The sequence below is a fragment of the Ensifer sp. BR816 genome, assembly GCF_000378985.1.
Taxonomy (GTDB): domain Bacteria; phylum Pseudomonadota; class Alphaproteobacteria; order Rhizobiales; family Rhizobiaceae; genus Sinorhizobium.
The window spans coordinates 4366543-4378512 of sequence record NZ_KB905370.1 but is presented as its reverse complement, the minus strand read 5'-3'; the positions used below and the strand labels follow the sequence as shown (position 1 = coordinate 4378512).

10 protein-coding genes are annotated in these 11970 nt (G+C 62.5%); 2 read left to right on the top strand and 8 right to left on the bottom strand.

From position 1 onward, the window contains the following. Positions 1-66 precede the first annotated feature (66 nt). Both rtcR and RHIBR816_RS37595 read right to left on the bottom strand, forming a co-directional pair. Complete coding sequence (gene rtcR / locus RHIBR816_RS0121020) at positions 67-1674, bottom strand: RNA repair transcriptional activator RtcR (RefSeq protein ID WP_018238568.1); 1608 nt, start codon at positions 1672-1674, stop codon at positions 67-69. 43 nt (positions 1675-1717) lie between these two features. Continuing rightward, the gene (locus RHIBR816_RS37595) at positions 1718-1894 is read right to left on the bottom strand and encodes a hypothetical protein (RefSeq protein WP_157628218.1); all 177 of its coding nucleotides are present in this window, start codon (positions 1892-1894) and stop codon (positions 1718-1720) included. Between RHIBR816_RS37595 and RHIBR816_RS0121015 the strand changes: the two genes are divergently transcribed. Further along, positions 1884-3440: an RNA-binding protein gene (locus RHIBR816_RS0121015; protein WP_018238567.1), complete on the top strand. Its 1557-nt coding sequence runs from the start codon at positions 1884-1886 to the stop codon at positions 3438-3440. The genes RHIBR816_RS37595 and RHIBR816_RS0121015 overlap by 11 nt on opposite strands. A 785-nt stretch (positions 3441-4225) precedes the next feature. Beyond that, a complete protein-coding gene (locus RHIBR816_RS0121010) occupies positions 4226-5635 on the top strand; it encodes an RtcB family protein (protein ID WP_018238566.1) in 1410 nt (469 codons plus the stop codon). A 94-nt stretch (positions 5636-5729) separates the two neighbouring features. On the opposite strand, the gene RHIBR816_RS34465 is transcribed toward RHIBR816_RS0121010, so the two are convergent. The 6 genes from RHIBR816_RS34465 to RHIBR816_RS0120980 form a co-directional block, all read right to left on the bottom strand. Continuing rightward, positions 5730-5996 carry a hypothetical protein gene (locus tag RHIBR816_RS34465; RefSeq protein WP_018238565.1) on the bottom strand — a complete coding sequence of 89 codons (267 nt, stop codon included), beginning with the start codon at positions 5994-5996 and terminating at the stop codon, positions 5730-5732. 609 nt (positions 5997-6605) lie between these two features. Next, positions 6606-7502, bottom strand: coding sequence for a succinate--CoA ligase subunit alpha (gene sucD, locus RHIBR816_RS0121000; protein WP_018238564.1), 897 nt, complete (start codon positions 7500-7502; stop codon positions 6606-6608). Positions 7503-7514: 12 nt separating this feature from the next. Continuing rightward, entirely contained in the window at positions 7515-8699 is a 1185-nt protein-coding gene (locus RHIBR816_RS0120995) for a malate--CoA ligase subunit beta (RefSeq protein ID WP_018238563.1), read from the bottom strand. A 12-nt stretch (positions 8700-8711) separates the two neighbouring features. Continuing rightward, positions 8712-9653: a CoA ester lyase gene (locus RHIBR816_RS0120990; protein WP_018238562.1), complete on the bottom strand. Its 942-nt coding sequence runs from the start codon at positions 9651-9653 to the stop codon at positions 8712-8714. Positions 9654-9673: 20 nt separating this feature from the next. Then, positions 9674-10864, bottom strand: a complete 1191-nt coding sequence (locus RHIBR816_RS0120985) for an aminotransferase class V-fold PLP-dependent enzyme (RefSeq protein WP_018238561.1) — start codon at positions 10862-10864, stop codon at positions 9674-9676. Between the two features lie 329 nt (positions 10865-11193). After that, positions 11194-11823: a response regulator transcription factor gene (locus RHIBR816_RS0120980; protein ID WP_018238560.1), complete on the bottom strand. Its 630-nt coding sequence runs from the start codon at positions 11821-11823 to the stop codon at positions 11194-11196. Between the last annotated feature and the right edge of the window lie 147 nt (positions 11824-11970).

Sequence of the window (11970 nt, the reverse complement as noted above, 5' to 3'; positions counted from 1 at the left end):
GCCCCAAAGTCTGACGCCAGGGTCTGCCGCGTTTGTTGTACAAGCGCAGAACGTGAGGCGTTCCTGCTAGTCCCGCTTCGTTACGTCCTCGAATCGTAAGCCAAAGCGCGCAAGATATTTCACGAGACGGTCGGCATCATTGCTACTCTTCTTTTCCAGGCGGGAATTTGCGAAAAGCGCTCTGCCGGCGGCACTCGCCGTCGCATGATCCCGACACATGCGAAGTACTGCGGCAAGTTGCGCTGCATCAAAACGATCGAGGCGCGCTGCCCCACCGGCGCCGAGGAGCTCTTCGAGGATCGAGTCACCATCAGGAACGTCTGATGGGGGCCGCCAGAACGCGTTCAGCCTGCGGATCTCGTCATTGACGACATCGATTGTGATGCGGCTGTGCGGGGCGAGCGTGGCCATCCGCGTAATGGAGGCCGACAAGTCCCGGAAATTCGCGCTCCAGACTGCCTGTGGGCTGGTGGCGAAAGCAAGATACCGTTCGCGTGCTTCCTTGTTGAAGGTGACGTTCTGTCCCTCGCGCTCCAGATAGCGCCTCAGCTCGAACTCGATATTGGGCTCTATGTCCTCCTTGCGCTCCCGCAGAGCCGGCAGTCGGAAGGTCCAAAGATTGAGGCGAGCATAAAGGTCCTCGCGGAATCTGCCCTTTCTCACCTCGTCGCCGAGATCGCGGTTGGTGCCGGCAAGCAATTGGAAATCAGCCGTTGCCTCGCGGTCGGCGCCGACGGGCAGGAAGCGCTTCTCCTCGATCGCCCGCAGGCACATCGCCTGCTCATCCAGTCCGAGCTCGCCGATCTCGTCGAGAAACAGCACGCCCTGGTCGGCCGATTTGAGCAGACCGGCCCGTTCGCCGGCTGCACCCGTGAAGGCGCCCTTCACATGGCCGAACAGGGCAGACATCGCGTGATCGCCGCGCAGGGTCGCGCAATTGACCTCGATGAACTGTCCGCTCACCTTGCGCTGGTTCTTCTTGAGCTCATAGATTCGACGAGCAAGCTGGGATTTGCCCGCACCCGTCGGCCCCGTCAGGAGCACAGGCGCCGTCGAGCGGATGACGACCCGCTCGATCTCGTCGATCATCCGGTTGAAGGCGGCATTGCGCGTTAAAATCCCCGACTTCAGGAAGGATGCGGCGTCCGCGCGTTCGGAGGCGAAGCGCTTGGCGATTTCGTCGTAGCGGGAGAGATCGAGATCGATGATCCGGTGCGTTCCGGCGAAATCCTCCCCCGGCTCCCGTTCCCGGGGCGGCGAGAGCTGAAGCAATCGACCGGGGATGATGCGGGCTTCGGTGAGCAGAAACCAGCAGATCTGCGCCACATGCGTCCCGGTGGTGATATTGACGAGATAGTCCTCTTCGTCCGGATCAAACGCGTAGCCGCGGGCAAAGTCCCGGAGGCCGGTATAGACTTCGGAAAAGTCCCAAGGATCCTTGAAGTTGATGACGTTGCTGCGCACTTCCGTCGCCGGCGACACGGTTTCGATATCGCCGATGATCCGCCTTGCCAGGGCCCCGGCATGATTGTCGTGAATAAGCTCCAGCCGGTCGATGAAGAGACCTGATTGCTGGCACAGGCCGACATTTGGTCGCCAGCGATTCCAGCGATCCTCCCGCTTGCCCATGTCGAGGGTGGTCCCGAGAATGCTGATGGCAACGCGTCGCTTCATGATTATCCAAAAATATAAGTTGCTATATCAAAAGCTAAGATAATCACTCATACGCTTGTCCCGCAACCTTCGAATGATCGCTGCTCAGTAATTTTTTATCTTTTAATTTCAGCATGATATGGAAAACGGATAGTTTTTTCGGCGCCGCCTCGCCAAATTGGCACGCCTCTTGAAATTTATCTGGCACAAGCCAATCAAGAGGTGCTGTGATGGTCAACAAGGCAATCTTCAAATCCTACCTCGGAAAGCTGCTTCCGGGCACGGACGCGACAAACCACGAAGGTGCTCCGGCCTATCCACTGTCGGCGCGGGAAACACTCGCACAATATGCCGTGACCGGCACGTTCAACGGCACCTTCTATGCGAACGGCGCCGAACAGCTCGATGCGGTGAAGGCTCTCGCGCTTCAGGTCGAACCGGAATTCCTTGCCAAAGTGGCGATCCATGCGGCCGAGAAGGGCTATATGAAGGACATGCCGGTGATGCTGCTGGCGATGCTCTCGAGCCTTCAAAGCGAGGCTTTCGCGCGTGCTTTTCCGCGGGTCGTGAAAAGTGGCAAGATGCTGCGCGGCTTCGTTCAGGTCATGCGCTCGGGCGCAACGGGGCGCAAGTCGCTCGGCACGCGGCCGAAGAAGGCCGTGCAGGCATGGCTCGAGCGCGCAAGCGTCGAGCAGATCCTGCGTGCGATGGTCGGCAACGACCCTTCGCTCGCCGATGTGATCCGCATGGTCCATCCGAAGCCATCCTCGCAGGAGCGTAAGGCGCTCTACGCCTGGGCGATCGGCAAGCCGTATGATCACGCGGCACTGCCGGATCTGGTGAAATCGCTGGAGGCATTCCGGCGCGATCAGCGAGCTCCAGTGCCGGACGTGCCGTTCCAACTGCTGACGTCCCTGCCGCTCACCCGTGAGCATTGGGTCGCGATCGCCCGAAAGGGCGGCTGGCAGATGGTGCGGCAGAACCTCAACACCTTCGCACGCAACGGCGTGTTCGAAGTGGATGGGTTCGCTGAGACGCTGGCTGCGCGGCTCTCCGATCCTGAGGAGATCCGCAGGGCGAAGGTCTTCCCCTATCAGTTGATGATGGCGTGGAGGATGGTCGACAGCCAGGTTCCGGATGTCGTGAGGCAGGCGCTGCAGGAGGCTATGGATATCGCGATCGCCAATGTGCCGGCGATCGAGGGAAATGTCGTGCTCTGCCCGGACGTATCCGGCTCCATGAGCTCGTCGGTGACAGGTTACCGGAAGGGTTCCACGTCCTCGGTGCGTTGCATCGATGTCGCCGGTCTGATGACCGCGGCCTTCCTGCAGCGTAACCCGAAGGCGCGGGTGCTGCCGTTCGAGAACGATGTCGTGCGCATCGACCTCAACCGGCGGGATTCGGTGATGACCAATGCCGGCAAGCTGGCCGCGATCGGCGGTGGCGGAACGAACTGCTCCGCGCCGCTCAGGAAGCTTGTCAACGAGAAGGCGAAGGTCGATCTCGTCGTCTTCATCTCGGACAACGAGTCCTGGGTGGACGCGCGCCGCGGCGGTCAGCCCACCGCTGTGATGACCGAGTGGGCGCGGATCAAGAGGATCAACCCGGCCGCAAAGCTGGTTTGCCTCGATATCCAGCCCTACGCCACGTCTCAGGCGACGACGCGTGACGACGTGCTGAACATCGGCGGCTTCTCTGACGCCGTCTATGCTGTGATTGCGGCCTTCGCGGCCAACAGAACAGGAGCTGAAGCCTGGGTGGAAAGTATCGAAGCGATCGAGCTTTGACCCGAACAAAGCAATTCCCCGCGCCGCCGTGAACGGCGCGGGGCCGTGACGAATGCCGGATGAAACTACAGGCTGTTAACCCTCCAGGTCGCGGGTTCGAATCCCGCCGGGTCCTCCATTTATGGACCCGTAGCTCAGCGGATAGAGCAGGACGTTTCTCCACTCCTCGTCGTCACGGGCGGATACATGGCGAATGCGTGAGGAACTCCATCGGTAGCCCGCAAGGGTCGTGGGTTCGAATCCCACCTTCCGCAAGGAAGAGTGTTTCTCGCAAACCTCGTCGCCATGGAATGGGCAGCGAATGCCTGGAAAACGACGCTGGTGCTCCGCGAATGGAGTTGCAGGTTCGAAGCCTGTGCTGCCGTCATCTCCCTTCGTGGAGAAACGGCAGGAAGTTTTCCTCGCAAAGCTGTTTGACGGCAGCGGCGAATGCCGGACGGAACTACAGCCTCACCACATCGGATGGTCTGGTTGGGTTCGACTCCTACCCTTGGCGGCGCTCTCTGTCGCGAGCGGGGCCATCCGGTTTCGTCCACCTCGTCGCCGCTGCGACGTTCCCTCCGGGGAACTGAGGAATGCAATGCCCGGCGAATGCCGGTAGGACTACAGGGTAGAGCGGCCCGTCGAGCCTTAGGCGGGCAGGTCGGATGTTCAAATCATCCCGTGTTCGATGGAACGCGTAGCTCAGTAAAGCGTCCTGCCAACACTCGTCGCCGGGACCCAAGCGATGAAGAAACGAACGGAACAGAAGGACTGCAGACGCAGATAAGAAAATGACCGGAGTAATGAGCGGACAGGACTTGATCGATGCCGGCATGAGCCAGGGCAAATGGTTTCGCGCGGCGCTTGAAGCAGCCAACAAGGTGTTGAGCGATGGCGGCTCGACGGCCGATGCGCTGGCTGCCGCCCGCGGATATCAGCCCGCGCCGACGCTTCCGCTGCGATCGGGGAACGACGTGGCCATTCACATGAATATCCGCGCCGAAAACACGCAGGAACAGGACAACATCGAGAAGGTCAGCGCCACCATGCGCGAGTTGGTCCGCACACCTGTCGTTCGGGCGGCCGCGATCATGCCGGACGCCTGCCCTTCCGGGCCGGTTGGCACGATTCCCGTCGGCGGCGTAGTCGCCTCGGAGGCGATCCATCCCGGCATGCACTCGGCCGACATCTGCTGCTCGATGGCGATCTCGACCTTCCCGGAGGTGTCGCCAAAGGCACTGCTCGATGCCGTGCATGCGGTGACGCATTTCGGTCCGGGTGGACGCCCTCGCGGTGCACAGATCAAGCCTTCCGAGGCGACGCTTTCGGCGTTCCAGCAGAATCCGCTTCTCAGGGAGATAGTCAGCGTCGGCATCGACCACTTTGCCACCCAGGGCGACGGCAACCATTTCGCCTATGTTGGACAAATGAAGTCGACCGGCGAGACGACGCTCGTCACCCATCACGGTTCGCGTGCGCCTGGCGCGCGGCTCTATGATAGGGGCATGAAGCTCGCCGACAGGTTTCGCCAGCAGCTTTCCCCGGAAACGCTGAGGGAAAACGCCTGGATACCGGCGGAGAGCGAAGAAGGAGAAATCTATTGGTCGGCCCTGCAGACGGTCCGCCAGTGGACGAAGGAGAACCACTTCGCCATCCATGACATGGCGGCGGAGAAGCTTACCGCAAAGGTCGGCGACCGTTTCTGGAACGAGCACAATTTCGTGTTCCGGAAATCCGACGGTCTCTTCTACCACGGCAAGGGTGCGACGCCCGCTTTCGACAACTGGGCAGGCGATGCGACCGATCTCACGATCATTCCGCTGAACATGGCGGAACCGATCCTGATCGTGCGCGGCTCCAACGCTGACAACGGTCTCGGCTTCTCGCCGCATGGGGCCGGCCGCAATTTCTCGCGCACGGCGCATATCAGGCACCTGCGCGAGGAATATGGCGCCGACACTCGCGGTCTGAGCCCGAACAACATCGCGACGATCATGGAGAAGGAGACGAAGGGCCTTGACGTGCGCTTCTACGCCGGCTTGCCCGACGTGTCCGAGCTTCCGAGCGCCTACAAGAACGCAGCGACCGTGAAGGCGCAGATCGAGCACTATGGTCTCGCCGAAGTGGTCGATGAGGTGATCCCTTACGGATCCATCATGGCCGGCGACTGGCAGAGCAACGCTCCGTGGCGTCGGGGCAAGCGCCGGGGTTGAGAGTCAGGGCGAAGGGCGCCGCCACGAAGTCGGAGGCGGCGCCCCGCTATGCGGGCTTCCCGACGATACATTATGCGATCCTAGACTAAGCCACCTATTGGGCTTCCGGCCGTTTGCCCTTTTTGCCGCCACTCTTTTTGGGAGCGATGGTCTTTTTCAGCGGCTTGGTGCTCTCTGACTGTTTTACTGTCGTGGATTTCGGCGCCCGTTTCACTTTGGCGACGACTGCCGGTTCGTTCGGTTGGGCAACAACGGCCACATCCTGCTGGCCACCGTTGATCTTCGTCGACTGGATCTCGGCTGCTGCTTCGAACCAGTGCTTCAGCCCGTCGCCCTCTGGTCGCTCTCTCCCACAGCTCATAGGCACGCTTCCTGATCAGTGCTTTGTCGTCCGTTTTCATGGCAAACGCTCCTTATCAGCTGTGGTGGAAAATGGCGGTGGGTAGTGAAACCTGAACTCGTGCCGAACAAGGACTTTAGGTCCAAGACTGCATGCGCGCAACCGAACTGGCCTGTTGCTCATTCCTGGACCGTTTGCAGCTAATCGAGGCGCACACATGCCTCCGCCGAATGAGACTGACCGCATGCCTAGATCTAATGGCCCTCCGCTCATCGGCGGTCGCGTTATCGGGATGGGGAAGGTGCACAACGTTCTCGCGTCCCAGCCCTGCCCCGGCTTACTGCTCGCCCTCGCTGCGTGCACGCCTCCATCAGCGTCAAGGGCGAGATTGGCCGTGCAAGCGGTCAGCACACCAGGCGGAGTGATAACGACGACACGCGTTGCCGAAATGATCGGAGCCGGCGCCGAATTTGCCAAATTCCTTCGAGGAGCAGATCAGGACGGCGCGGGTTCCACTTGGTGAGGAACTGTCGCCCCGTTCAGGGCCGTGGCGAAGCGCGCGGCAAGGGCGCGCTTCGCTTCTCTTACCGGCCAGCGCCGGACCGCAAGCACACGAGGTTGCGCTCGCGCTCAGGCGGCTTTCATGACCGACAGCACGTCCGCGACCGTCTCGCCGAACGAGGACGGCGTCGGCACGATGGTGACACCGGCGCTCTTCAGGATCTCGACCTTTTCCTGGGCCGATTCGCCGAAGGCAGAGATGATCGCGCCGGCGTGACCCATGCGACGCCCTTTCGGGGCTGAGAGCCCGGCGATATAGGCGATTAGCGGCTTCTTCATATTGTCGCGTGCCCAGAGCGCGGCTTCCGCCTCCTGCGGCCCGCCGATCTCGCCGATCATCAGCACCGCATCGGTGTTCGGATCCTGCTCGAACAGCTCCAGCATGTCCTTGAAGGACGAGCCGTTGACCGGGTCGCCGCCGATGCCGACCGAGGTCGACACGCCGATGCCGCGCTCCTTCATCTGGCTTGCGGCCTCATAGCCGAGCGTCCCCGAGCGGCCGACGATGCCGATGCGGCCGGGCAGGTAGATCGAGCCGGGCATGATGCCCATCATCGCCTCGCCGGGCGTGATCATCCCGGCGCAATTCGGCCCGATCAGGGTCATGCGATCCTCGAAGCGGTAGCGCCGCATGTATCGCTTGACCCTGATCATGTCCTGGGAGGGAATGCCGTCGGTGATGCAGACGCAGAGCCGGATGCCGGCATCCGCCGCCTCCATGATCGAGTCGGCCGCAAAGGGTGGCGGCACGAAGACGATCGAGGCATCGGCACCGGTTTCCTGCACCGCGCCCTTGACGGTGTTGAAGACCGGCACGCCGAGATGGGTCTGGCCGCCCTTGCCCGGGGTAACGCCGCCGACCACGTTGGTGCCATAGCGCTGCATGTCCTCGGCGTGGAAGCTTCCGATCTTGCCGGTGAAGCCCTGGACGATGACGCGGGTGTTCTTGTCGAGCAGAATGGACATGTCTCGGCCTCCTCAGGCAGCCTTGCCGGCAGTGAACGATCGCCACGCAGCGACTGCCTTGTCGGCAGCTTCCGCCAGCGTTTCCGCGACGATGATGTTTTCGCCGGATTCGGCGAGGATGCGTCGGCCCTCCTCCATGTTGGTGCCGGAGAGGCGGACGACGAGCGGAACCGGTACGCCGACCTCCTTCAGTGCCTTGAGCACGCCCTCGGCCACCCAGTCGCAGCGGTTGATGCCGGCGAAGATGTTGACGAGGATCGTTTCGACATTGCTGTCGCGCAGCACGGCACGGAAGGACTTCGCCACCCGGTCGGGCGAGGCACCGCCGCCGATGTCGAGGAAGTTCGCAGGCTCTCCGCCGGCGATCTTGATCATGTCCATGGTCGCCATGGCAAGACCCGCACCGTTGATGATGCAACCGATATTGCCATCGAGGCCGACATAGGAGAGGCCACGATCGGATGCGTAGGTTTCGCGCTGGTCCTCCTGGCTCTTGTCGCGCATCTCGGCGATCTGCGGGCGCCGGTAGAGCGCGTTCTCGTCGAAGCTCATCTTGGCATCGAGCGCCACGAGATCGCCGCCGCGCGTGACGACCAGCGGATTGATCTCCAGCATCGAGGCGTCATAGTCGACGAAGGCGCGATAGCAGCCGAGCAGGGTCTGCGTGGCACGGCCGATCAGGGCATTGTCGATGCCGAGGCCAAAGGCGATCTCGCGGGCCTGGAAATCCTGCATGCCGACACCGGGATCGACGGTCGCGCGGATGATCGAGTCCGGTTCGGCCTCGGCGATCTCCTCGATCTCCATGCCGCCCGAGGACGAGGCGACGATCATGATGCGCTCGGATTTGCGGTCGAGCACGAAACCGAGATAGATCTCGCGCGCGATATCCATCGCCTCCTCGACATAGAGGCGGCCGACCAGCTTTCCCTGCGGTCCGGTCTGGTGTGTCACCAACGTCTGGCCGAGCATGGCGTCGGCGGCGTCGACGATCTCGTGGTCGGACGAGCAGAGCTTGACACCGCCGGCCTTGCCGCGCGCACCGGAATGGATCTGCGCCTTGACGATCCAGCGATCGCCGCCGATCTCCCGGGCGCGATAGGCCGCCTGCTCGGGACTATAGGCAAGGCCGCCGCGCGGAACGTGAATCTGGTAGCGGGAAAGAAGTTCCTTCGCCTGGTATTCGTGGATGTCCATGAATTCCTCCTCTCAGCGGCCGGCCGTAATGGCTTCATGCGTGGCGAGCACGTTGCGCGCCATGCGCTCGGAAGCGGCGTCGATCATCTTGCCGTCGAGCGAGGCGGCGCCTTTGCCCTGGCTTTCGGCGACCTTCAGCGCCTCGATGATGCGGCGGGCGCGGTCGACCTCCTTTTCCGGCGGGGAGAAGATCTCGTTGGCAAGCGCAATCTGGCTCGGATGGATCGCCCACTTGCCCTCGATGCCGAGCGCGGCGGCACGGCGGGCGGCCGCCTTGTAGCCTTCGGGATCGGAGAAATCCCCGAAGGGGCCATCGATGGCGCGCAGGCCATAGGCGCGGCAGGCAACCGTCATGCGCGACAGGCCGAAATGCCACTGGTCTCCCGGATAATCGGGATTGAGACCGCCGATATTGACGGTGCGGGCCTTGAGGCTCGCGGCATAATCGGCAACGCCGAAATGCAGCGCTTCCAACCGACCACCGAATGAGGCGATCGCTTCGACGTTGGCCATGCCGAGTGCCGTCTCGATCAGGGCTTCGAGGCCGACACGCGTCGTGTAGCCCTTGGCCGTCTCGATCTGGTTGACCATCGCCTCGACCATGTAGAGGTCGGCCGGAACCCCGACCTTCGGCACCAGCAGCGTGTCGATCCGGTCGCCGGCCTGTTCCATGAGGTCGACGACGTCGCGGTACATGTAGTGGGTGTCGAGGCCATTGATGCGGACCGAGATGGTCTTGCCGCGGCCGCGCCAGTCGATCTCGTTCAGCGCCGCGACGATATTGGCGCGGGCCCGTTCCTTGTCCGGCGGCGCCACGGCGTCCTCGATGTCGAGGAAGATGTAGTCGGCGTCGGAATTGGCGGCCTTCTCGATCATCTCGGGGTTCGACCCCGGTACGGCGAGCTCGCTGCGCTGCAGGCGGAGCCGGCGGAGGTGGTTTATCGTATGGCTCATGAATGCCTCCCGTTTTCTGTTCAGGCCGCCTTGGCGGTTGCCGTCGCTGCGGCAGAGCGGAACTGTTTGATCGCGGCGCCGACGCCGGAACCGGGCTCGATCGCCACGCCGCAATCAAGCAGCGTCAGTTCGGCGGCCGAAAGCGCACCGAGCACCATCACTTCGTTCAGCGATCCCAGGTGGCCGATGCGGAAAACCTTGCCAGCGACCTTGCTGAGACCGCTTCCGAGCGAGGTATTGTAGGTGCGGTAGGCGTGGCGGATGACCTCGGCGCCATCGATGCCTTCCGGCAGGCGGATTGCCGAGACGGTGTCGGAATGCCACTTCGGCTCGGTCGCGCAGAGCTTGAGGCCCCAGGCGGAGACACCGGCACGGACGCCGTTGGCGAGATGGTGGTGACGGGCGAAGATATTCTCCAGGCCTTCCTCGAAGATCAGGTCGAGCGCAGCTCTGAGGCCGCGCAGCAGCTGCGTCGGCGGCGTATAGGGGAAGTAGCCGGTATCGTTCGTCTTGATCATGTCGTCGAAGGAGAAGTAGCAGCGCATGTGGCGGGCAGTCTTGGCGGCTTCCAGCGCCTTCTGGCTGACCGAAAGGAAACCGAGGCCGGCCGGCAGCATGAAGCCCTTCTGCGAACCGGACACGGCGCAATCGACGCCCCATTCGTCCTGGCGGAAATCGATCGAGCCGATCGAGGAGACGCCGTCGACGAAGAGCAGCGCCGGATGGCCGCAGGCGTCGAGCGCCGCGCGCACCGCGGCGACATCCGAGGTGACGCCGGTCGCGGTTTCGTTGTGCGTGACGAAGACGGCCTTGATCTCATGCGCCTTGTCGGCGGCGAGACGTTCGGCATAGAGCTCGACCGGTACGCCCGTACCCCATTCCCTGTCGAGGCAATCGACCTCGAAGCCGAGACGTTCGGCCATATCGACCCAGAGATGCGAGAACTGGCCGAAGCGGCTCATCAACAGGCGGTCGCCGGGCGAGAGCACATTGGTCATCGCCGCTTCCCAGGCGCCGGTGCCGGACGACGGATAGATGAAGACGCGGCCGTCCTGGTTCTTGAAGACCTTCTTGACGTCGGCGAAGAGCGGCAAGGTCAGCTCCGGGTAGCGCGGGGAACGCATGTCTTCCATCGGCAGGTTCATCGCCTGGCGAACCTGTTCGGGGATGTTCGTGGGGCCGGGAATGAAGAGATGATTGTAGCCTGGCATGGTTCCTCCGATGCATAGAGTGTCCGCGGGCCGGACGTTTGCTCGGCGCCAAAGCTGCCGTTCGACTGCTCTCCGCACAACACTCGCTCAGGCAGAAAACAATGCCGGACGGGCAGCGCCGGTGCGGTCCTGACGGGTGGTCATGCGGGAAGAATGGGTAGGGCTGGACTACCCGCACGTAGCAATGCCAACGGCGGTGGATTCTGGCCGATCTTGCCGAAGCTATGGTGTGGCGTGGCAAGGCACGCCGCGATGGCGCGCGCAGGCCCTGGCCTTCGGGCAGGACAGGGTGATCCTAACCGAAGGGCCAGAATCTGCCGCCCGTGGCGTCAGCCCGGATTGCGCCGGCGCTCCTTGGTGTAAATCGCCACGGCCATGGCGCGATTGCGCACTTCGAGCTTGTCGTAAAGATTCTTGAGGTGGTATTTCACGGTATTCTCGGAAATGCCGGTTCGCGCGGCGATCTGAATATTGGTCCAGCCATTGGCCAGCATGCCGAGCAGCTCGCTTTCGCGAGAGGTGAGTTGCTGGAAAGGCGTGTTGGAGATTTTCGCGAGCACCGTATACGGGATGCAGATCCGGCCCTTTATCACGGCGGTCAGCGTCGCGAACAGGATGTCGGGATCTTCGAACTGGTAGCAAAGACCGTTGACACCGAGCCGGATCGTCTCGTTGACGACCGAGGCGTTGATGGTGTCGGCGAAGAGAACGACCCGCGGCTCGAGCCCGAGCCGGCCGAGATCGGCGAGGACCTCGGGCGCCTCGCCATCGTCGAGCTGCCAGCTGAGCAGCACGCAGTCGGTCTCGACGACGGCAAGCTTCTCGCAGAGTTCGGCCGACGAACGGGCCGTCTCGACGATGGTAAAACTGGGATTCTCGGAAAAGAGCGCTCGAAGAGCGGCAATCACCAACGGGTTTCGCTCTGCGATCAGAACCCGGCCTCCACCATCCTGCGACATGTGCCTCCCTGCGTCTTGCGTCGTGACGCGCACCCATCCAGCGATGCTCGAAACACTACCATCGGAAATCGCGCGCATTTCACCGCAGAGCGACGAAACGTGTCCTAAAACGTCGCTCTTTCAGGAAATCGGCGGGTCGCAGGAACG